Here is a 22,115-nt window from a genome sequence, read left to right as displayed (position 1 = left end):
ATTAAAATAAATTTTACTTTTTGACAAGAAGCTTATATAATCTTTTTATGAAAGCATTTGCACTTTTAGAATTTTTGATTTTCATTATAGTTATAAGCATTGTGGCTATTGGAATCTTGAGTAACTTAAAGCAAAATTCCATTAAAGAATTAAAAAACCCAAATTATTTTGACCTTAAAAATGTAACATTTTGTAGCAAAATTGCCCCCAATTGTATTTTAGATTCTAAGATTCCTCCCCTTGTTCCCCTCTTTGAAATCAATGCAACAAAAGCTCCTTAAATGCAAAAAAGTGCTTTTACGCTTCTTGAAATCTTACTTGTAATAATTTTTTTAGGAATCTTTGGAATCTTTAGTTCAAAATTATTATTAAAGATTTACAAAGACTATAACCACAACAATCAAAATATTCAAAATCAACTAGAAGCACAAACTGCGCTTTTACAAATTAAACGCTTGCTTGAAAATTCTCATCTTGATAGCCTGCAGATTCTACCAAATTTACAGATTTCAAACATCTCTACAAATCTTATTGGCAAAACACTAATCTTTTATGAAAAACTAGAACATTTTACTTTAAATGGAAACTTTGCGATTCCATGTTTGCATGGAGTTTTTGACCCAAAAAATATTCAGATAAAAGACACTTTAACATTAAATTTTCTTAAACTTTCCTCTAACACATCTTGCAATCTTAAAACCCCAAAAACTGCTCTTTTAATCACAGAAGATTTTATTGCTCCAAAAGATTTTTATAATCCAGATTTTCAAGGAAAAATCCTTGCATTAAATGCAAATTCCATTACGCTAGAAATTCCACCAATTCTCATTGCGCAACCCTTGATAAAAATTAAACCGCAGCTCTATTTTCTAAACTCTCCAACACTTTTAACGTTTAATCATTCTGTTACCCTAGAAAAAGACGGCAATACAATTATCTTAACAAAAAATCTAAGCAATTTTAGTTTAAAAGCACATTCTTTAGGACTTGAAGCAACCCTGTGTTTGAAAAAAGCACAAAATACCCATTGTGCTAGTAGTGTTATTGTAAGTTTATGATGAAAAAAACTATTGTTTTATTACCTTTGATTCTTTTTGTGATTTTAGGTGCATTGATATTGCTGCTTAGCACAAAATTAGAATACAAAAGCAAAACGCAAGATTTACTAAATACACGCGTTTTATGGTTAGATTTACACTTAGTTAGCGTCAAAGAAGCCTTAAAAGTTCATTTAAAAAACAAAACTCTAAACCCTGCAAATTTTACAGAATTTTCAATACAAATTGGCGACTATCATTATATTGCCGTGCTAAAACAATTTTATCCTACTCTGACAATACAATCTACACAACCCCAAATTATCACCTACTATTTTGTAGATATTTTTGGAATCTACAAGGATTCTAACAAAGAGTTTTTACAAGAATTTTCTACAAGGCGAAGCTTTATTTTGCCCCTTAGTGAGAAATAAACATAAAGTTTCATTTAAAATATGCTACAATGCTTACTTTTCAGTTTTAAAGGAAAGGGAAATTTGTGATTTTAAGCCACGAGATTCCGCAAGGTTGCAAACTATACTTTGGCAAAAGTGCGAGACTAAAACGTGAGATTGAAGCCCTTGCTAGCACGATTCTTTATAAAAATGGATATGAAGAAATTATCACGCCAACTTTTGCTTACTTAGAACATCAGCGTGATATAAAAAGTCGTGAAGTTGTGCGCACCAATAATCAATACAATCACCAAATCGCATTACGTAACGATTCTACCATTGATACAATCCGCTTATTAGCTCCCCATTTGCGTGAAAATGCTCTAAGCAAGCGTTGGTTTTATATCCAGCCAATTTTTGTTTATCCCACCACTGAAATTCACCAAATCGGTGTGGAAAATTTGGAAAATTGTGATATTGTGCCTTTTATTTCAATATCTTTAGAGATTTTAAATTCTATTAAAAAACCAAATCACAAACCCTTTTTACAACTTGCAAATGTTAAGATTCCACAAATTTGTGCAAAAATTTTTGAGATTCCACTTGTTGCTTTTGAAAAAATTGATGTTGGTGTGATTACTCATGCAAATCCTATTATGCAAGAACTTTTACACATCAATAATGCAGAATCCTTAAAAAATTTTATACAACACCACAATACTTTACCACAAGATTTAAATCTTGCATTGCAGCAACTTTTAGACCTTGCAGAAACAATCAGCTTTGAAAATTGCATTATTTCACCACTTTATTATGCACCAATGCACTATTATACAGGCTTATTTTTTAGGTTTTTTGCAGAAAATGCAACACTAATTTTAGGTGGAGAATATACAATCTTAGAACAAAACGCTTGTGGATTTGGAATCTACACAGATGATTTAATCCAACATTTATTAAGGAGCAATAGTGAGTAAAGCGGATTTAATTGTAGGAATCCAATGGGGGGATGAAGGCAAAGGAAAAATGGTGGATTTGCTTGCACGCAATTATGATTATGTCGTGCGTTACCAAGGCGGACATAATGCTGGACACACGATTGTTGTAGAAGGTAAAAAATATGCTTTACATTTAATTCCTTCTGGGATTCTTTATCCAGCTTGCAAAAACATTATCGGGAATGGTGTTGTTATTAGCCCAAAAGCACTCATTGAAGAAATGCAGCAATTTGAAAATCTACATGGAGGATTACAAGGACGATTCTTCATCAGCACAAAAGCACATTTGATTCTATCTTACCACGAAATCCTTGATAAAATGAGTGAAAAAAGCGCAAAGATTGCTATTGGCACGACAGGCAAAGGGATTGGTCCTGCTTACACAGATAAAGTTGCGCGCAGTGGAATCCGTGTTGAAGAGCTAAAAAATACAGAATCTCTAAGCCAAAAAGTGCTAGAAAAATTACAAAATCTTGCGCAAAAAGGCTTAGAAATTTCTCTTCCCACACAAGCGGAATTAAAAGCAGAATTAGACCTCTATGCTAATACTCTTCTACCTTATGCAACAAACACAACAGCAATGCTGTGGAAAGCAATGGACAAAAATGAAAAAATCCTATGTGAAGGCGCGCAAGGCAGCATGTTAGATATTGACTTTGGAACTTATCCTTTTGTAACAAGCTCTACCACAATAGCAGCAGGAGCATGCAGCGGAACAGGAATCGCCCCAAATGAGTTAGGAAAAGTCATTGGAATCACAAAAGCTTATTGCACACGCGTAGGCAATGGACCATTTCCAACCGAAGAAGAAGGAGAGATTGGAGAAACTTTGCGCACAAAAGGAGGAGAGTTTGGCGTAACGACAGGACGCGCAAGGCGTTGTGGTTGGCTAGATGCAATGGCGGTAAAATATGCTTGTCGCATTAATGGGGTAAGTGCGCTTGCAATGATGAAACTTGATGTGTTAGATGGCTTTGAAGCCATTAAAGTTTGTGTGGGATATACAGACGCACAAGGCAATCCATTAGAAGATTTTCCTAGTGATATTACGCAAGTTAAACCAATCTATCAAAACTTTCAAGGTTGGGATAAAACTGCTGGTGTTAGAGAATTTTCTGATTTGCCAAAAAATGCACAAGAGTATATTTTAGCCTTAGAGAAATTTATCGGAGTAAAAATCGCGATGATTTCCACAAGCCCAGATAGGAACGACACAATTTTTAGAACATGAAAACAAAATTTACACAGCTTGTGCTTTTGCGCAAAAAAAAGGTAGATGAGATTGAAATGTTGTTACAAAAAAATGCGCAAAGCATTGTCGCAAAACAAAGAGAAATTGACGCGCTTGTTGCAGAGTTTGCAACACTTAAAGAACCACAAAATGGAATCTATCAAGCCTTTTTAACTTTTGTGCATCACAAGGAAGAATATCGCTCTAGTATTGATTTTAAAATGCAAGAACTTGCGCAACTCAAACAAGAAAAAAAAGAATTGCAAGAGTATTTTAAACTTCAAAATATAGAATATGAGAAAGCAAAATATTTAGATGGGTTAGAAGTTAAAAGAATGTTAGATAAAGCGCGTATCCAAGAAAGCAGAGATTTAGATGAAATCTCTGTAATGCTACACGCGAACCACAAAGATACACCACACTAAAGGAATCTTATGAAACACTTTTTAGTAAGCTTAAGCATAATTACAATCCCGCTTTTACTCAATGCAAACGAAGGCGATAAAGTTATTGACTGTAATATTATTTTTGAACAACGCAAAGGCGAAATTTTAAGAGAATTAGAACGCATTGATGAGCAACAACAAGCCCTTCAAGCCCTTCAAAGTGCTACACAAAATGTCTTAGACCAAAAAGAACAAGACCTTAAAAAACGCGAACTTGCCATTGCTCAAACACAAAAAGAAATTCAAGAAAAACAAGAAAACATCGAACGTCTTCTTAAAAGAAATGAAGAAATTTTAAAAGAAATGAAAGGTATTTCACAAAATAAAATTAGTGAAACTTACACTTCAATGAAAGATTCTAAATCTGCGGCAATTCTCCAAAGCCTACCAGATGATGAAGCTGCTACAATTTTATTTGCACTAGATACCAAAGTTTCAAGCAAAATTCTTGCAAAAATGGACACACAAAAAGCAGCAACGCTTACTACACTTTTACAAAAAGGACCGCCTTTTAAAAAGGATTCCAAAGAATCAGAATCAAGCGCAGCGCAAAATACCAATCCATAAATCAATGAATTTATGCGGGATTTATAAATCTCGCAAGATTCTATCATAAGATATAACTTAAATTAAGTAATTTTTAATATATTTCCGTTATAATTGCGACCTTATTCCAAAAAGTTTTTAAACTTTTAAGCAATATATTTTTAGGAAAGGCAACGCAATGAATATTACCAAAATGGCAAAAGCCAATGAAATTAAACGCGAATGGGTTGTTTTAGATGCGGAAGGCAAAACTTTCGGACGCCTTATTACAGAAATTGCAACACTTCTTAGAGGAAAACACAAACCTCTTTATACACCAAATGTAGATTGCGGAGATTTTGTTATTGTTATTAACGCACCAAAAGCAAAATTTAGTGGTATGAAATTAGAAGATAAAGAGTATTTTACGCACTCTGGATATTTTGGTAGCACGAAATCTAAAACACTCAAAGAAATGCTAGAAAAACACCCGGAAAAACTTTATAGGCTCGCTGTTCGCGGTATGCTTCCTAAGACAAAATTAGGGCGAGTAATGCTTAAGAAGCTAAAAGTCTATTGTGATGCGAATCACCCACATAGCGCACAAGTTTCAAAATAAGGATTGAAAAATGGCAAAAATTTATGCAACAGGAAAGAGAAAAACAGCAATCGCAAAAGTTTGGCTAACTCCAGGAACAGGAAAATTAAGCATTAATGCAACAAATCTTAATGATTGGCTTGGCGGACATGAAGCAATCAAAATGAAGGTTATGCAGCCTTTGCTCCTCACAAAACAAGAAAAAAGTGTAGATATTATAGCACTAACACAAGGAAGTGGTTATTCTGCACAAGCAGAAGCATTACGCCATGGAATCTCTAAAGCCTTAGCCTTGTATGATACAAACTTTAGAGGAATCCTTAAGCCAAAAGGCTTATTAACGCGCGATTCTAGGGTTGTAGAGCGTAAAAAATACGGAAAGCGCAAAGCAAGAAGAAGCCCACAATTCTCAAAAAGGTAATGGTTTTCTTAAAGAGCCTTTTTTGGCTCTTCATAATAAAAGCCATGTTAGAATCTTACATGATAGGCTAGCATTGCACTCTATGGCAAAAATAGATTCTCTCTTTCATAATATAAACTTTTTACACTTTTTTTTCATAATAATTCTTTGTAGTATTCACTTTGGATTCCACTTTTTAGATTTTAAACTCCTATTAGACAAGCCCCAAAACTTTGTTGATGCAATGCTGATTCTCACTTCTTTTGACGCATATCATTATGCAAAAGGCACTAGGGAATTTTTATCGATTTTAAATACGCCAAATTTTAGTGTTATTTATAATTCCCTATCCACATTCCCACTTTTATCAATACTAGCAGGAATCCTTGCAAAATACACAAGTTTAAATTTTTCCTTAAGCTTTAGCAGTCTGCTATTTAGTGCTACGTTTGCCCCGATAATGTATGCGTTAAATTATTCTACACTAAAACTTTTGGCGCAAAAACGCTATTTTTCTAATTTACTTTTAGCATTTGTTGCATTTATTGCCACTCTCATTGCTTTGCTTTTACCAAGCTTCTATCAACGTGTTGGGGCTGGATATTTTGATACAGACATGCTGCTGCTCACCTTGCCTTTGTGCGCATTATTTTTCTTATTAAAATTCATAAATACAGAACATTTTAGCTCTCTTGTTCTATTTGCTATTTTTGCTTTTCTTGCGATAAATTGGCACAATGGAATCCAAAATCTATTTTTACTAGGTTTTTTACTCTTTTTATTTGTAGAAATTTTATTGATGATTCGATTCCATACAATTCCACTCCAAAATATCTTTTTATCCACAATATTTTTTGTTGTTTTGACACCCTCTCCTTTATGCTTAGCTTTCCTAATTGCGCTACTTTTCGCCTTTAGATTCTATCCAAAAGGCATTTGGCTATATTTTGGAATCACACTAATTTATTCTGCGACTTTTGGCTTATTTAACCCATTCATCTCTCAAATCAATGCTTATATTTTTGGGAGCACCCAACACACAGAAACATTTATTTTTACTTCTGTTGTTAATACAATTTTAGAAACAAGCCCCACTAAACTTTCTGTCCTAATCTCTCGGAGTGGGGGTATTTTTATATTCTCTCTTGGAATTTTAGGTTTTATGATTTTGTTATACAATGTATCTTTTGCGTTCTTTAGGGCAATAGTAATGCGCAAATGTATAAAAATACCACTGCTTTACCTAAGCCTATTTTTACTTCCCTTTTGTCTTTTGGGTATTGGAGCAATTCAGCTTGGTGTGCGTTTTAGCTTTTTTCTAGTTCCTATTGTCTCTTTAGGTGTTGCACTATTTCTACTTTTTTTCTTTGCAAAATTCTATCGCTATTTATCCTTTTGTATTGTTACAAGTTCCATTATGTTATCCCTATCCTTGATGTCGCTTAACTATTCAATCCCAAAACCAATTTTATCCGCACAAGAAATCATTGCATTTAAAACACTAGATTCCAAACTTAGCCCAAATGACTTTATCTTTTCTTGGTGGGATTATGGCTATGCGTTACGTTATTTCACAAAAGCACAAATTTTACTTGATGGGGGACGCCATTCTGGTGCTATTAACTATCCTATTGCAAAGATTCTACTAAGTGATTCACCAATTTTGTTTTATAACTTCTCACTGCTTCTTGCACAAAATCTGCAAAATACTCCACAAAAATTATGGAATAATCTTTTTTCTTTAGTTTTAGAACACTCCAACACGCATAATATACAAGACTTTTTAGAATCACTCTCGCAAAACTACCAAAATATCTCCTTGCAAAATAATGCACAAGTGTATTGGGTTTTGCCACTGCGTGTTTTGCCTTTGCTTGCAAACATCAATACCTTTGCAAATCTAAATCCAGAAAATGGGAAACCGATAAACACGCATAGCATTTTTGCTTTTAATACAGAAAATTTACAAAAGACGAAGATTCATCAAAAAATTAACATTTATCAAGATTTTTATACACAAGAAATTTTACAATATTCAAAAACTCCGCTTACGCAAATCAATTTAGGGAAAAACTCTTTTTTATTAAGCATTGATTATCTAAAAAGCAATATCATTCAAGCAATGCTTTTTAATCATTATCCCTTATGCACGCAAGCAAGCGGAGAAATCGTGCGTATTTATCATTTAAAGGACAAAAAATGTGCGGAATCGCAGGCTCACTAAATACAACGAGGCTTCCTATTGAGCAGATTTACCCCCTAATGCAACATCGAGGACCAGACGCAAAAGGTGCATTTTATGATTCCACACAATGGGGGCTACTGCAATTCTTTCATGCGCGCCTTAGTATCCAGGATTTAAGTCCATTAGCACACCAACCTATGCAATATGAAAATTTGTGTCTCGTCTTTAATGGAGAAATTTATAATCATTTAGATTTTAGAAAAAATCTTGATTTTCCTTTCAAAACCCATAGTGATACAGAAACAATTTTAGCTCTTTTTGCGCATTATGGAGAACAATTTTTAGAACAACTCAATGCTTTTGATGGAATGTTTGCTTTCGCGCTTTATGATAAAGCTGCACAAAAAGTTTATTTTGCGCGCGATAGAATGGGCAAAAAGCCTATATTTCTCTACCAAGATTCCACAAAATTTGCCTTTGCAAGCGAGCTTAACACTCTGCATGCCTTATTAGATAATGCACTAGAAATTGACAAAAATGCACTTAATTTTTATCTACAGAGTGGTTTTTTTCACCACGATGGCACGCCTTATGAAAATATTTTCGCGCTCCCAAATGCAAGTTATGGAATCTTAGATTTAAAAACACATTCCTTAGAGATTCAACCTTATTTTAGTTTGGAATCCTGTTATAAAGCTCCAAAAATTACTGATGAAAATGAAGCTTTACAAACTTGTGAAGCTCTACTTAAACAAAGCATACAAAATCGTATAGATTCTTCAGATTTAGAAGTGGGAGCATTTTTAAGCGGAGGAATTGATAGCTCGCTTATTGTCGCCCTTAGTGCGCAAATTACTCCTAAATTACGCACATTTACAGTAAGCTTTGAAAACTCTAGTTTTGATGAAACACATCTAGCGCAAATCACTGCAAAGCGTTATGACACACTACACACAACGCTAAAAATTAGCACAAACCTAAAAGATGATGTCCCAAAAATTCTCCAAAATTATGGTCGCCCGTTTTTTGATAGCTCAGCGATTCCAAGTTTTTATGTCGCAAAAGCTGCAAAGGAACATTTAAGCGTAATTCTAAATGGCGATGGTGCTGATGAGCTTTTTGGTGGATATAGACGCTATGTTGGGCATTTACTTTTAAATAAAATTCTACCCTTTAGTTTTTTTGCAAATTTGCTTCCAAACCCAAACACAAAGCAATCTTTATACAACTACTTTTATCGCCTTTTGCAAATGGCAAATGCCTATAAAAAAGATTTATCAGAATATTACTTGCGCGCCACAACAGATATTTTTACTGGAGTTTATAATTTTCCCCAAAATCCAAACTTCAAACAAGAAGTAGAATCCGTATTTCACAGCAATCTTTCTCCTTTATCAAAAATGTTACTTTTAGATGCGAAACATTTATTATTGTGTGATTTGTTGCCCAAAATGGATATTGCCACAATGGCACATTCTTTAGAAGGTCGCTCTCCTTTTCTCTCTAAAACATTAGTAGAATTTGCCCCACGCCTAGATGATAATCTAAAGGTGCGCAAAAATGTTACAAAATATCTTCTTAGAAAACTCGCAGAAAAATACCTTGATAAGGCGGTTTGCAATGCTCCAAAGCGTGGCTTTGAAGTGCCTTTGGCGGCTTGGGTTGATGGTGAGCTTAAATCTTTAATCTTAGAAACCCTGCAAACACCAAAAATCACACAAGAATTTTTAGAGAAAAATACGCTAGAATCTCTTTGCTTTAAACCACATCTTTTTTCTAAAGAAAAGCGCGCAAAAATGCTTTGGAGCTTATTTGCGCTAGAAATGTGGTATCAAAATCAACACAAGAAGTTATAATGGAATTAACACAAGAAGAACTAGAGCGATATCAACGCAACATTTTACTAGCTGGAATTGGTAAAGAAGGGCAATTAAAACTCAAAAAAGCGCGTGTTTTTGTCGCGGGAGCTGGTGGGCTTGGCTCACCGATTTTATACTATTTAGCAGCTGCTGGAGTTGGAAATATTGGGATTTGCGATGGAGATATTGTCGATACAAGCAATCTGCAACGTCAGATTCTACACAATACGCAAGATATAAATAAAAACAAAGCAAAATCTGCTTGCGAAAAGCTACAAGCTCTAAATCCTGCGCTCAATTTGCACTGCATCGAAGAAAGACTTAATACAAAAAATATCTTAACATATATTAAGAATTATGATATTGTCGTAGAAGCTACAGATGTATTTAGTGCAAAGTTTTTAATCAACGATGCATGTGTGCTAGCTAATAAAATCTTAGTGCGCGCAAGTGCGCTTGCCTTTAGCGGACAAGCAATGAGTATTAAGCCAAAAACTAGCGCGTGCTATGCGTGTTTATTTAACAAGCCACCAAAAATTGCAATGCCCACAAGTGCCACGGTGGGGATTCTAGGTTCTGCTGCTGGGCTATTTGGCTGTATTGAAGCTAATGAAGTGATAAAAATTATTACAAGTGTTGGAGAACCACTCTTTGACAAGCTTTTGACTTGCGATGTGCGCTCAATGGATTTTAGAACAATTGCAATTAAACGCAACCCAAACTGCCGTGTATGTGGAGAAAACGGAATCACAAGCCTTGAGGATTCACTTTATCAATAATGCTAGAACCTAATCAATTAACATTCGGTAACTTTATGCAAGAATGGCTCTATGGAGATGGAGCAATCTTTCACACAAAAGGATATTATCATTCTTCGTGCGTTGGTGCTTTAGGGGATTTTTATACAAATGTCAGCGTAGGAAAGTTTTTTGGGTATTGCATTGGCTATTATCTGCATACAATCCTTATGCAAAGTGCGTTAAAAGGCAGAATCGCAATCGTAGAAATTGGCAGCGAAAAGGGAGATTTAATCGCCGATGTTGCAGAATTTTTTGCACAATTTGACACACATTTAGCACTAGATTTTCTAACACTAGAACCACTTGCTTCTTTGCAGAATCTACAAAAACATACCTTTAAAACACGCGGTTTAAATATTGATTGTATTAGTGATTTTAACGCATTAAAAGCCTGTAATTACGATTGTATTTTATTTCTTAGTAATGAGCTTTTAGACGCCTTTGCTTGTGAGTTGGTTTGGAATGAAACAATGGCTTTTATTGACAAAAAGACCCTAGAACTTACTTTTCAGCCTGCAAATAAAGAAGTGTTGGAATTAGCAAATTTATTTGGAATCTCTATTGGAGAGATTCCACTACATATTTTTGATTTTACAAAACATCTTGCAGATTCTGCTCCAAAATGGCTTTTTTTAGGCTTTGATTATGGAGATTTAACACCACGTAATGCGTTTTCTTTGCGTTTTTATCAAAACCACAAAACAGACAATCTCTTTTTTGATTCTACAAAACAAGATTACAATAAAGAATTATTAAAAAACTTTGGATTAGCAGATATAACCTATGATGTAAATTTCTCGCTTTGGAAAGGGGCTTTTTTGCGCTCTGGCGGGGAGAGTTGGTTTATTCATCGTCAAAACCGCGCGCTTGTAGAAATGGGTTTAGATAAAATGTGTTCTTGGTATATTGAAAAATTTGGATTAGAATCTTATATGCGTCAAAGTGGAAAACTTCGCACACTCATTTCACCCGGTTCTTTTGGAGAGCGATTTTTTGGCTTTGTTTTTGCAAATTTTTAGGCAGTCAATATCCTTTCTTATGGAATCTTAAACTCTAAAAGCATACAATGCGGAACTAATTTTTAAAGGCTTTCTTTGATGTCAAACGCTGTTATGATTTTCTCTGCGATGATTTTTACGCTATTAATCATTGCTTCAAATTACCTTGTGCAATTTCCCCTAAACGACTTTTTCACTTATGGCGCACTCACTTATCCCTTTACTTTTCTTTTAGCGGATATTTTAGCAGAGCGTTACACAAAACAAGAAACACTAAAAGTTGTGCGTATTGGAATCTTGCTCGCCTTTATTCCTTCAATGTTTTTAGCAGAATTTAGAATCGCAATTGCAAGCGTTAGCGCATTTTTTATTTCTCAACAAGTTGATGTTTATGCCTTTTATTGGATTAAATCAAAGCTTCCAAAACTATGGTGGCTAAGAAGTGCTGGAAGCACAGCATTTTCACAATTTATGGATACAATCATTTTCTTCCACATTGCCTTTTTATTTGTAATGCCGTGGCAAAATGTGCTAATGTTAATACTAGGAGATTATCTAATGAAATTCATATTTGCCTTTGCTAATACACCATTGTTTTATCTCTTTGGGATTAAAATGCAGAAATTTTTGGGGATTTTCGCACGATGAAAAAACGTAAAATTGTCTTTTTTGACCGCGATGGTGTAGTAAATATCGAAGACACTCCTTATGGCTATCAGATTGAAACTTTCTATTTTGCACCAAATTTTGTGGAACTCTTTTTAGAGTTAAAAAAACAAGATGCGATTTGCATTTTAGTAACTAATCAATCTGGGATAAATCGTGGAATCTTTACACAAAAAGATTTTGAGATTCTTAGCAACTTTATGCAAAATTGCATAAAATCTTGCCTAATGATTCCATTGCGCCAAAGTGGCTTTATGCCAAAAAATATTTCCTTTGATGGAATCTACTTTTGCCCACATATTAAAGAAGACAATTGCTCCTGTCGCAAACCAAAATCTGGAATGCTAGAAAATGCCCTTAAGGATTTTGGACTAGAGCTTAGCAATTATAATTCTTTTATTATTGGTGATAAGGATACAGATATGCAAGCAGGACTTAATGTTGGTGTGGAAACACGTATTTTTATCGGCGAAGATGAAGCCCCTAATGCAACCCATACAGTTAAGAATCTAAAAGAAGCAATGCCGATTCTTTTAGGTTAAAATATCTATTCTACCCTATAAGCAAACTTGTAACTTTCATCTAAAATTTACAATTTCTACTAAATCACCACTCCGCAAACCAAATTTAGATTTTGGCGCAATGCAAAAAGCGGAACACCACTTTTTGCTAGTAAAAATTCTTGCATTTACTTAGCTTTTCCTGCGATAATAAATCTTAACGCATTAAGCTTGATAAAGCCTCCTGCGTCTTTTTGGTTATACACAGAATCTTCTTCAAAAGTGCTATATGCTGCGTTAAAGAGAGATTTTTTAGATTCTCTTCCTAGAATTGTTACATTACCTTTGTAAAGCTCTATGCGCACTGTCCCTTCTACTTTTTCTTGTGTTTTATCAATCAATGCTTGCAATGCTTCGCGCTCTGGACTAAACCAGTATCCATTATAAATTAAGCTTGCATATTTTGGCATAATTTCATCTTTTAAATGCGCTTCTTCTCTATCAAGACATAGCGATTCTATGGCACGATGCGCTTTGAGATAAATTGTCCCACCCGGAGTCTCATAACATCCGCGTGATTTCATTCCCACATAACGATTCTCTACTAAATCTAAGCGTCCGATTCCATTTTCTCCTGCTAATTTATTTAATTTTTCCCAAAAATTTGCCGGACTTAGCTTTTCTCCATTAATCGCAACTCCATCACCATTTTTAAATTCTATCGTAAGAATAGTTGGCATATCAGGAGCATTTTTCGGCGAAACACTCCAACGCCACATATCTTCTTCAGGAGCAACATTTGGGTCTTCCAAAATCTGCCCTTCATAACTAATATGCAATAAATTAGCGTCCATTGAATAAGGTGATTTGTTTGCCTTTTTCTCAATAGGAATCCCAGCATTTTCTGCATAAGCAAGTAATTTTTCTCGGCTATTTAAATCCCATTCTCTCCAAGGAGCAATCACTTTAATATCTGGATTTAACGCATACGCTCCAATTTCAAAGCGCACTTGGTCATTTCCTTTTCCTGTCGCTCCATGAGAGATAGCATCTGCGCCCACTTTTTTGGCAATCTCCACTAAGCGTTTTGCGATTAATGGACGCGCAATACTTGTTCCAAGCAAATATTCTCCTTCATAAATTGTATTTGCCCTAAACATCGGAAACACAAAATCACGAATAAACTCTTCTCTTAAATCCTCAATAAAAATATTTTCAGGCTTAATTCCAAGTTTTTGCGCCTTTGCTCTTGCGGGTTCTACCTCCTCGCCTTGTCCAATATCAGCAGTAAAAGTTACTACTTCACAACCATAAGTATCGCCAAGCCATTTTAAGATTACACTTGTATCTAATCCGCCACTATAAGCAAGCACCACTTTTTTAAAGTTTTTTTGCATTCTAAGTCTCCTATATAAATATCGGCACTATTATAGCGTTAGACAAATTAATATTATTTTAGCTAGAATATGGCAAATAATAAGGATAAAAATGAGAGTTGATAAGTTTTTAAATGCAGTTAATATTGTAAAAAGGCGTGCGATTGCTCAAGATATGCTTGAAAATGGAGTTGTCAAGATTGATGGAGTGAAACTCAAAGCAAGTCGTGATATTAAGGTTGGAGATATTATAGAAATTGCTTTTTTAGAAAAATCAAAATTCTACCAAGTTTTGCAGATTCCAGAACAAAAAACAATTAAGAAAAATGAATCCCATTTATATTACAAAGAGCTACAACAATGATTTATTGTGCAGGAAAAATAGAAAATTTTGCTTTTGCAAAAAGTATTGGTGTTGGGTTAGTAGAATCCTCTATCAATCTCACTCACTCAATCTTATACGACAAACCTGATGAAATTATTTTTATTGGCACTTGTGGAAGCTACTCTAGCAATCAACCCTTACTAGAAATCTTTGAATCCCATAGTGCATGCAATATTGAGTTATCTTTTTTACAAGGACAATCTTACACGCCTTTAGATAATTTTTTAACAAATGTTTCACGTGAAACATCTACATTTAAAGATTCCAACACCTCAACACAAGCTTTATCTGAAGCAAAAAATATTGTTAATTCTAGTAATTATATTACCACTGATTCTAAACTTGCAGAACACTTTGTAAAACTTGGAATTTTCTATGAAAATATGGAGTTTTTTAGCGTCTTGCAAGTTGCACAAAATTTTCAACTTCCAGCAATTGGAATCTTTTGTAGCACAAACTATATTCACAAAGATGCACAAAAAGAATTTTTTGCAAACCATAAAGTAGCAATGCAAAAGCTAGAATCCTATGTCAAAAATAAATTAGATTCTGCTTTAGGTGTATAAATGCAAGAAAATATTTTTAGCCTTTCTCTTAATGCGCTTGGTGCAATTCTTGAAAATGCAGGATTCCAAAAATTCCGCGCAAAACAAATTTATCATTGGCTTTATGTCCGCTATGTAGAAAATTTTGAAGCAATGGATAATCTTCCAAAAGATTTAAAAACTTATTTAAACAAAAATTTTACCACCAAAAGTGCGCATATTTGCAAAGAAGAAAAAAGTCTTGATGGTAGCGTAAAATATCTTTTTCAAACGCAAGATAATCTAAGTTATGAAGCTGTTTTTTTAAAAATGAAAGAAGATAAATTTACACTTTGTTTGTCTTCTCAAGTAGGGTGCAAAGTTGGGTGTAGCTTTTGCTTAACTGCTAAAGGGGGATTTGTGCGGAATCTTAGCGCAGGAGAAATCGTTTATCAAGTTTTAGCAATCAAAAAGCAACAAGGGATTCCACACAATAAAGCAATCAATATTGTCTACATGGGAATGGGAGAACCATTAGATAATTTAGACAACGTTGTCAGCGCAATTAAAATCACTGCAGAGCTCGATGGATTAGGAATTTCTACGCGCCGCCAAACAATCTCTACAAGCGGAATCGCACCAAAAATCAAGAAGCTTGGCGCACTTAATCTTGGAGTTCAGCTTGCAATCTCTTTGCATGCTGTTGATGATAAGCTAAGAACAGAGCTTATGCCAATTAATAAAGCCTATAATATCCAAGCAATTATTGATGAAGTTGCGAATTTCCCTATTGATAGTCGCAAAAGAGTAATGTTTGAATATCTTGTGATTGATAATTTAAATGATGATTTAGATAGTGCAAAAAAACTTGTAGCTTTGCTCAATAAACTCAAAGCAAAAGTAAATTTGATTTATTTCAATCCCCACGAAGGCAGTATCTACAAACGCCCAAGTGTAGAAAAAGTAGAAGCTTTTAGAGAATTTTTACTCAAAAAAGGGCTTTTATGCACTATTAGAGAATCCAAAGGCTTAGATATTAGTGCAGCATGCGGACAATTAAGAGAACGCACAATCACACAAAAGGGAGCATAATGGGATTATTAGATATTATTTTGATTATATTTTTAACACTTGTATTTGTCGTAGGAATGGGTGCATTTTTGTATTATGCTTACAAAAAATAATGCTTAAAACCCAAGCTCTTTATACAAAGCAATAGCATATCTATCTGTCATGGAAGCGATATAATCTGCGCAAACACGATGAATTTTCTCTCCTCTCTGAATACGCTCTTGTAAATCCTTTGGCAACAAACGAATCTCATCATTAAAGCACTCATAGAGCTTGCGCACACAACGTTTTCCCATAAACATTTTTCTAGCAATTTCTTCATGATAATAAAGATGTTTAAATAGAATCTTTTTTAACGTTTTAATTTCTTTTTCCATTTTCTTTGTATGCGTTAGTGGCAAAGGCTCATTAGCACTATATTTAAAACATTGTGGAATCTCTTGATTAAAAACTGCATTGTTTTCTAAAATATCATAAACAAGAGTAGAAATCAAACGCGAAGTAAAGCGATGTTTAAAAATGGAATCCTCACGATTTATTTTTTCTACTTCCTCCACATAAATCATTGCAGTATTCACCAATTCACTATCCCTTAGCAAATCAAAATTAATCAATCCATATTTAATCCCATCATCAATATCGTGGCTAAGATAAGCAATTTCATCAGATAAATCTACAAGAATCGCTTCTAAACTTGGATGAAATTCTGGTTTAAAAGTTGTTTTTAGATTTGCGCTCAAAAAAGGCTTTTCATAGGGATAAGAATGTTTTAAAATCCCTTCTAATGTCGCAAATGTAAGATTCAATCCTTCAAAATCTTTATAACGTTTTTCTAGCTTTGTAACCACGCGAAAAGATTGAAAATTATGTTCAAATCCATTGCTATATCCATATTTACGCATAACCTTATCCAACTCATCACCTCCTGCATGCCCAAAAGGTGTATGTCCTAAATCATGTGCCAATGCGATTGCTTCTGCTAAATCTGCATTTAAACCTAAATTTGTCGCCAAAGTGCGCGCAATTTGACTCACTTCCAGAGAATGCGTTAAACGCGTGCGAAAATAATCTCCACTATGGTTTAAAAACACTTGTGTTTTATACTCTAAACGTCTAAAATACGAACTATGAATAATGCGGTCCCTATCTCTGCCAAAAGGATTTCTAAAGTCTGGATTCACTGGATAAAAGCGTTGAGTTACAAAGTCCATATTTTTACCTTTTTTGTATTATTTTAGCGATTTTACGTTAAGATTTGCAAAGATTTTGAAAATAAAAAGGAATTTTTATGCAAGTTTTTGACAATGAATTTTTTAATGTGCTATGTGAGCCTTTTGGAGAATACCAAACAAATTGTTATTTAGTCTTTGATAAAAACAAAAAAGAAGCCTTAATCATTGACCCGGGCATTGGGGCAAGCACATGGGTAATTGACAGCCTTCAAAATGCAAATGCGATTCCACTTGCAATTTTAAACACACATGGACATTTCGACCATGTGTGGAGCAATGCGGAATTATCAAAACATTTTACAGATATTCCTTTGTTGTGCCCCTATGAAGATGCTTTTATGTTGGTGCAAGATTGTTTTAGCACAGGGCTACCAAACTCTACTCCTACACTTTTAGTTGGGGCAAAAGAAAAAGATGAGATTTGTGAAAAAACTTCCAATACAAATAATCTGGAACGCAAAAATGATTTCGCCTATGGGGATTTTATTATCACATTTATTTGCTATCCCGGACACACTCCGGGTTGCAGCGTTGTTATTGTGAGCCATAAAAACTCTAAAAGCGCACAATCAAAAGAAAATAAAGTAATGTTTAGCGGAGATTTTATCTTTCATCGCTCCATTGGCAGAAGTGATTTTCCTTATTCTTCTAATAGCGCAATGAAAGCAAGCTTAGAAAAGTTTTTAAACCTGCAAGAAGATATGCTTGTTTTCCCAGGACATGGGAATTCTACAAGTGTTTTGCAAGAACAAAACAATATCCCTTTTTGGCTTCCGCGTCTTTAATGTTTATTTTCATAAAGCATAAATTGGAATCGCTGCGCTATCATTTGCGCGCGTTGCAAAATCTCACAAGCAATTTCATCATTAAAAACTTTCTTTAAACTTTCATCAAATAAATCTAACCAAATCTTAAAATATTCTCTAGGAAATGCAGGTAAATCCAAATGTGCCTTTAAAGGAGCTCCTGCATAATCCCCTTCTCCAAGCAGCATTCCTCGCCAAAAATTAGAAATTTTGCGCTTATGATACTCCCATGCTTCATCGCTTTCGCCAACAGCATTATTAAAAATCTCTCCAACACCATTTTTATCTACACGAATCTTTGCATAAAAAATATCCATCAAAATATCTATGCTTTCTTTACAAATTACATCATATTTTTGCATTTTCTCTCCTTTAATAAAAAGCTAATTTTGCCAACATAGTAATAAAAATTCCAAGCACTAATGCAATAGGGTGTATAATTTTTCTTAAAGGGCTTGGCTTTTTAAGCTCATAAAAGTATGTCAAAGACACAACAATCATTCCTGCAATTATAAGTGCCAAAGCCGTCTTAATAACCAAAAATTGTTGCAATTGTGTATTAAAAAATCCAATTTCAGAATTAATGTATTGAGACAGCATTGCTCCGCCACTTAACAGCAGAATCAAAAAGCACAAAGGCATAAACTTACTTCTTGTGCTAATCACACTTGAAACTTTATTGGCAATCTCATCACCTAACTTTTTGCGCACCAAACTCAAAAATACTACATCACAAAAAATATAACCCAAAAAAACTATTGCACAGATTAAATGCAACAATAAAAAATAAGGGTAAAAAGATTCCATTTTTAAACCTTAAAATAAAAATTTTGCAATATTACCTAAACTTTTGCATTTAAAAGTTGATAATTGTTAATATTTTAGATAAAATGGATAAACCACAAAGGAGAGACTATGGAAAATTATTTTAAACTGCTTTACAATATAGGCTATAAAAGGTTTTTTAACAAAGATGAAATTTTATTTTTTGAAGGAGAGACTCCAAAAAAACTTTTTGTTCTACTAAGTGGAAAAGTTAGAATCTACAAATCTATACAACCAGCCAAAGACATAGCCCCAAAAGAAAAAACATTGCATTATATCACCGCACCAAATTTTTTAGCAGAGATGCCAAGTCTTTTAAAACAAGCTTTTCCTGCAAGCGCAGTTTGCACTCAAGATTGCGAAGTTTTAGAAATTAATATTGAAACTTTTCAAAAACAATGTGTAGAAAATCCAAATTTCTGTCAGCAACTTATTGCATCTCTTTGTCAAAAAATCAGAATCCTAGAAGCATTGGTTGCAGAATCTTCACTAAGTTTAAAAGAAAAACTTATGGCATTTTTACAAGACAATGCGCAAAGTCTAAATACGCTCACACAACGCGAAATTGCAAAACGCTTAAACACAAGCCCAGAATCCTTATCGCGCACAATAAGAGAGCTAAAAGCACAAGGTAGAATTGAGACAAAAAAAGGAAAGATTATTCTTTCTTAAGTATCTTAAACTTGCACAATCAATTTTTTACCTTGCCTTATGAATTAAAAACTATTTTGGAACAAAAGTGTTAATGCGTCAAATGCACTTAAAAATTCTCTTTTAAAATGCAACATAATCGCAGGCACAATTACAATTAGCACAGCAAAAGCAATAGCGATTTTAACAGGAAAACCAATAGCTAATAAGTTAAATTGCGGATGTGCTTTCATAATCATTCCAAAAATAATATCGCTCAATAAAATCAACGCGATAATAGGAAAAGACATTGTAAGCCCAATCACAAAAAGATGTGAAAAAGATTTTACAAGATACTCTATATAATTCTGCGCATACATAAATCCACCAAGTGGAATCTCTTTTACACTCTCGCCTACAAAATAAAAAAAGAGATGATGATAATCAAGTCCTAACATAATCAACAATGCAACAAGCGTCAAAAGCTGCCCAACAATAGGTTTTTGAGCTCCAGTTACAGGGTCATAAGCATTTGCAATTGTTAAACCCATTGCAAAAGAGATGATTTCTCCCCCAAAAGAAATCATACCAAATACAATTTGCAACGCGACAGACGCAAGGAATCCTAGCATAATTTCTGAAAGTCCTGCTACAATAAAACGTAAAATCGTCCAATCAGCAGGCGGAATCACTTCAAGCATTGGAATAAAAAAAATCGTTAAAAAGAAAATCAATGCTCCCTTTAGTTGTGCAGTAATAAGTTGATTCTCAAAAAAAGGAAAAAATGCAATGATTCCAGCAAAACGCAACAATAAAAGCAAAAAATTTGCAACATTTCCTTCTGTTAAGTAAGCTAGAAGTTCCATTATAAAGAATCTTTATTGACAAATTCCATTACTTATTTTTCCTAATCAATCACTTTTAATGTTGTATCTTCAAGTTTATAAGCATACATTGCTTTTCTAGCTAAAATCGGGTCATGTGATGCGAAAATAAGCAAAGATTGTGTCAATTCCACATAATCAAAAAGTAGTTGCATTACATTAAATGCGGTTTCTCTATCTAAATTTCCAGTAGGTTCATCGGCAAAAATTATTTTTGGACGCTTTGTTAAGATTCTAGCAATAGATAAGCGTTGCTGTTGTCCTCCACTTAACGCACCAATATTTTGCGACAAAATATCCAAGATTCCAAACAAGCTTAAAATCTCTTCATCAATCTTTTCTTTACTTAATAATGCTGCAACTTCCAAGTTTTCTTGCGCACTAAAACCAGAGAATAAATAATGCGATTGAAAAATAATCCCGATAGAATTACGCCGCAAGGAAAGGAGTTTGTTTGGAGAAAGCGCGTAAATATCATCGCCAAAGATTCTAACTTCACCTTTTTGAGGTTTTAAAAAGCTTGAGAGTATATGCAAAAGAGTGCTTTTGCCACTTCCGCTAACTCCCATAATAGAGAGTGTCTCTCCAGCTTTTAAAGCCAAAGAAACATCTTCTAAAATTAGTCGTTCTTCATAGCCAAAAGAAAGATTCTTAGCTTCTAACATAGACTAAATTTAGCCAAGTTGTGCTGCAACTTCATCTGCGAAATTACAAGCTTGTTTTTCAATGCCTTCACCAAGCTCAAAACGCACATATTCTACCACTTCAATAGAATCGTTTAGCTCTTTAGATTTGTCTGCTAAAACTTGTGCGATTGTCTTTTTTTCGTCCATTACAAAGAATTGCCCAAGCAATGTTAATCTTTGGTCTAAAAGCGTAGAATCCGCTTTAAAACGCTCAATTTGTCCGGGAATAATTTTGTCCCAAATTGCTTCAGGCTTCCCTTGTGCTTTAAGTTCTGCTTTTAAAATTTCTTCTTGTTTTGCTAAAACCGCATCTGTTAATTCTAATTGACTAACATATTGCGGAATCTTATGCAAAGGCTTTCCAAGTCTTTTTAGCTCTTCATTCTCTTTTTCAAGCTCTGCAATAATTGCAGTTTTTTCAGTATTTACAAAATCTGCATCAAAAGAGTGATAAGAAATGACTTGTGGCTTCATTGCTGCTGCGTGCATACAAAGATTTTTTGTAAAATCAGGAAGCTTTGCCACATTTGCTTCATTTTGGCACTTAAGGGCAATGATAACACCTACGCGTCCATTTGAATGCACATACGCATTTACGATTCCATTACCTTGTGCTTCTACTTTTGCAATTCTTCGGACAACAATATTTTCACCAATTTTTGCAATTTGTGTTTTTAGATATTCTTCAAACTTTGCACCATCAAGCTCTAAAGAATGCAATTCTTCTGCTGTTGAAACATTAGAATCTTGCACCATTGCAATAGTTTTTGCGCTAAGTTCTTTAAAACCATCATTCTTTGCCACAAAATCTGTTTCAGAGTTAATCTCTGCCATACTTACTTTTTTGAAATCACTAGATACCTTAATGCTAATTGCGCCTTCTGCTGCAATTCTATCTGCCTTTTTAGCAGCCTTGCTTAAGCCTTTTTCTCTTAGGTATTCTATCGCTTTTTCTAAATCGCCGCTAACTTCTACAAGAGCTTTTTTGCAGTCCATCATTCCTGCACCAGTTCTATCGCGAAGCTGTTTTACTAATTGTGCGCTAATCTCTGCCATAA

General features: G+C 34.2%; 27 protein-coding genes. 20 read left to right on the top strand and 7 right to left on the bottom strand.

What is annotated here, in order from left to right:
- Window positions 1–47 precede the first annotated feature (47 nt).
- The 15 genes from LS70_RS06290 (at window position 48) to LS70_RS06220 (ending at window position 12,680) form a co-directional block, all read left to right on the top strand.
- Window positions 48–281 (top strand): hypothetical protein, encoded by a 234-nt coding sequence (locus tag LS70_RS06290; RefSeq protein WP_138109389.1) that lies wholly within the window; start codon window positions 48–50, stop codon window positions 279–281.
- Window positions 282–1,058 (top strand): type II secretion system protein, encoded by a 777-nt coding sequence (locus LS70_RS06285; RefSeq protein ID WP_052083401.1) that lies wholly within the window; start codon window positions 282–284, stop codon window positions 1,056–1,058.
- Window positions 1,058–1,471: a hypothetical protein gene (locus LS70_RS06280; RefSeq protein ID WP_034290032.1), complete on the top strand. Its 414-nt coding sequence runs from the start codon at window positions 1,058–1,060 to the stop codon at window positions 1,469–1,471. The genes LS70_RS06285 and LS70_RS06280 overlap by 1 nt, the downstream gene beginning before the upstream one ends.
- A gap of 65 nt (window positions 1,472–1,536) precedes the next feature.
- Entirely contained in the window at window positions 1,537–2,409 is an 873-nt protein-coding gene (locus LS70_RS06275; RefSeq protein WP_034290031.1) for an ATP phosphoribosyltransferase regulatory subunit, read from the top strand.
- Between the two features lie 49 nt (window positions 2,410–2,458).
- The gene (locus LS70_RS06270) at window positions 2,459–3,661 is read left to right on the top strand and encodes an adenylosuccinate synthase (protein ID WP_052083404.1); all 1,203 of its coding nucleotides are present in this window, start codon (window positions 2,459–2,461) and stop codon (window positions 3,659–3,661) included.
- Entirely contained in the window at window positions 3,658–4,086 is a 429-nt protein-coding gene (locus tag LS70_RS06265) for a flagellar export protein FliJ (protein WP_034290029.1), read from the top strand. Before LS70_RS06270 ends, LS70_RS06265 begins: the two co-directional genes overlap by 4 nt.
- A gap of 9 nt (window positions 4,087–4,095) precedes the next feature.
- Window positions 4,096–4,674 carry a MotE family protein gene (locus LS70_RS06260; RefSeq protein ID WP_034290028.1) on the top strand — a complete coding sequence of 193 codons (579 nt, stop codon included), beginning with the start codon at window positions 4,096–4,098 and terminating at the stop codon, window positions 4,672–4,674.
- A gap of 163 nt (window positions 4,675–4,837) precedes the next feature.
- A complete protein-coding gene (gene rplM / locus LS70_RS06255; protein WP_201273974.1) occupies window positions 4,838–5,251 on the top strand; it encodes a 50S ribosomal protein L13 in 414 nt (137 codons plus the stop codon).
- A gap of 10 nt (window positions 5,252–5,261) precedes the next feature.
- Window positions 5,262–5,651, top strand: a complete 390-nt coding sequence (gene rpsI, locus LS70_RS06250) for a 30S ribosomal protein S9 (RefSeq protein WP_034290026.1) — start codon at window positions 5,262–5,264, stop codon at window positions 5,649–5,651.
- Window positions 5,652–5,673: 22 nt separating this feature from the next.
- Complete coding sequence (locus LS70_RS06245; RefSeq protein ID WP_034290025.1) at window positions 5,674–7,854, top strand: STT3 domain-containing protein; 2,181 nt, start codon at window positions 5,674–5,676, stop codon at window positions 7,852–7,854.
- The gene (gene asnB, locus LS70_RS06240; RefSeq protein WP_034290024.1) at window positions 7,830–9,671 is read left to right on the top strand and encodes an asparagine synthase (glutamine-hydrolyzing); all 1,842 of its coding nucleotides are present in this window, start codon (window positions 7,830–7,832) and stop codon (window positions 9,669–9,671) included. The genes LS70_RS06245 and asnB overlap by 25 nt, the downstream gene beginning before the upstream one ends.
- Complete coding sequence (locus LS70_RS06235; protein WP_034290023.1) at window positions 9,671–10,453, top strand: HesA/MoeB/ThiF family protein; 783 nt, start codon at window positions 9,671–9,673, stop codon at window positions 10,451–10,453. Before asnB ends, LS70_RS06235 begins: the two co-directional genes overlap by 1 nt.
- The gene (locus LS70_RS06230; protein WP_034290022.1) at window positions 10,453–11,493 is read left to right on the top strand and encodes an SAM-dependent methyltransferase; all 1,041 of its coding nucleotides are present in this window, start codon (window positions 10,453–10,455) and stop codon (window positions 11,491–11,493) included. Before LS70_RS06235 ends, LS70_RS06230 begins: the two co-directional genes overlap by 1 nt.
- Window positions 11,494–11,571: 78 nt before the next feature.
- Complete coding sequence (locus tag LS70_RS06225) at window positions 11,572–12,120, top strand: queuosine precursor transporter (protein WP_034290021.1); 549 nt, start codon at window positions 11,572–11,574, stop codon at window positions 12,118–12,120.
- The gene (locus LS70_RS06220) at window positions 12,117–12,680 is read left to right on the top strand and encodes a D-glycero-alpha-D-manno-heptose-1,7-bisphosphate 7-phosphatase (protein ID WP_034290020.1); all 564 of its coding nucleotides are present in this window, start codon (window positions 12,117–12,119) and stop codon (window positions 12,678–12,680) included. Before LS70_RS06225 ends, LS70_RS06220 begins: the two co-directional genes overlap by 4 nt.
- A gap of 146 nt (window positions 12,681–12,826) precedes the next feature.
- Here the strand turns inward: LS70_RS06220 and LS70_RS06215 are convergent, their stop codons facing one another.
- Entirely contained in the window at window positions 12,827–14,035 is a 1,209-nt protein-coding gene (locus LS70_RS06215) for an argininosuccinate synthase (protein WP_034290019.1), read from the bottom strand.
- A gap of 91 nt (window positions 14,036–14,126) precedes the next feature.
- Between LS70_RS06215 and LS70_RS06210 the strand changes: the two genes are divergently transcribed.
- From LS70_RS06210 to rlmN, 3 genes are read left to right on the top strand one after another with little or no spacing between them, the layout of a single operon-like run.
- Window positions 14,127–14,378, top strand: coding sequence for an RNA-binding S4 domain-containing protein (locus tag LS70_RS06210; protein WP_034290018.1), 252 nt, complete (start codon window positions 14,127–14,129; stop codon window positions 14,376–14,378).
- The gene (locus tag LS70_RS06205) at window positions 14,375–14,965 is read left to right on the top strand and encodes a phosphorylase family protein (RefSeq protein ID WP_034290017.1); all 591 of its coding nucleotides are present in this window, start codon (window positions 14,375–14,377) and stop codon (window positions 14,963–14,965) included. Before LS70_RS06210 ends, LS70_RS06205 begins: the two co-directional genes overlap by 4 nt.
- On the top strand, window positions 14,966–16,015 hold the full coding sequence (gene rlmN, locus LS70_RS06200) for a 23S rRNA (adenine(2503)-C(2))-methyltransferase RlmN (RefSeq protein ID WP_034290016.1): 1,050 nt from the start codon (window positions 14,966–14,968) through the stop codon (window positions 16,013–16,015). It begins immediately after the preceding gene.
- Window positions 16,016–16,110: 95 nt separating this feature from the next.
- On the opposite strand, the gene LS70_RS06195 is transcribed toward rlmN, so the two are convergent.
- Window positions 16,111–17,205 (bottom strand): deoxyguanosinetriphosphate triphosphohydrolase, encoded by a 1,095-nt coding sequence (locus LS70_RS06195; RefSeq protein ID WP_034290015.1) that lies wholly within the window; start codon window positions 17,203–17,205, stop codon window positions 16,111–16,113.
- A gap of 77 nt (window positions 17,206–17,282) precedes the next feature.
- On the opposite strand from LS70_RS06195, the gene LS70_RS06190 reads away from it, so the two are divergent.
- Entirely contained in the window at window positions 17,283–18,011 is a 729-nt protein-coding gene (locus tag LS70_RS06190) for an MBL fold metallo-hydrolase (protein ID WP_034290014.1), read from the top strand.
- On the opposite strand, the gene LS70_RS06185 is transcribed toward LS70_RS06190, so the two are convergent.
- Together LS70_RS06185 and LS70_RS06180 are read right to left on the bottom strand one after the other, a co-directional pair.
- Window positions 18,008–18,394: a group III truncated hemoglobin gene (locus LS70_RS06185; RefSeq protein ID WP_034290013.1), complete on the bottom strand. Its 387-nt coding sequence runs from the start codon at window positions 18,392–18,394 to the stop codon at window positions 18,008–18,010. The two genes, LS70_RS06190 and LS70_RS06185, sit on opposite strands and share 4 nt — an antisense overlap.
- Before the next feature lie 10 nt (window positions 18,395–18,404).
- Window positions 18,405–18,839 (bottom strand): copper resistance protein CopD, encoded by a 435-nt coding sequence (locus LS70_RS06180; protein ID WP_034290012.1) that lies wholly within the window; start codon window positions 18,837–18,839, stop codon window positions 18,405–18,407.
- A 108-nt stretch (window positions 18,840–18,947) separates the two neighbouring features.
- Here LS70_RS06180 and LS70_RS06175 point away from each other — a divergent pair, with 108 nt between their 5' ends.
- Window positions 18,948–19,529, top strand: coding sequence for a Crp/Fnr family transcriptional regulator (locus LS70_RS06175; protein WP_034290011.1), 582 nt, complete (start codon window positions 18,948–18,950; stop codon window positions 19,527–19,529).
- A 44-nt stretch (window positions 19,530–19,573) separates the two neighbouring features.
- On the opposite strand, the gene fliR is transcribed toward LS70_RS06175, so the two are convergent.
- Genes fliR through tsf form a run of 3 tightly spaced genes read right to left on the bottom strand, consistent with a single transcriptional unit; the run spans window position 19,574 to window position 22,113 of the window.
- Entirely contained in the window at window positions 19,574–20,356 is a 783-nt protein-coding gene (gene fliR, locus LS70_RS06170) for a flagellar biosynthetic protein FliR (RefSeq protein WP_201273973.1), read from the bottom strand.
- Window positions 20,357–20,394: 38 nt separating this feature from the next.
- On the bottom strand, window positions 20,395–21,036 hold the full coding sequence (locus LS70_RS06165; RefSeq protein ID WP_034290009.1) for an ABC transporter ATP-binding protein: 642 nt from the start codon (window positions 21,034–21,036) through the stop codon (window positions 20,395–20,397).
- 9 nt (window positions 21,037–21,045) lie between these two features.
- On the bottom strand, window positions 21,046–22,113 hold the full coding sequence (tsf, locus tag LS70_RS06160) for a translation elongation factor Ts (protein WP_034290008.1): 1,068 nt from the start codon (window positions 22,111–22,113) through the stop codon (window positions 21,046–21,048).
- Between the last annotated feature and the right edge of the window lie 2 nt (window positions 22,114–22,115).

Origin of the sequence: Helicobacter sp. MIT 11-5569 (assembly GCF_000765695.2) — a bacterium.
In the GTDB taxonomy this organism is placed as follows: domain Bacteria; phylum Campylobacterota; class Campylobacteria; order Campylobacterales; family Helicobacteraceae; genus Helicobacter_D.
This window is presented reverse-complemented; position numbering and strand designations above follow the sequence as displayed.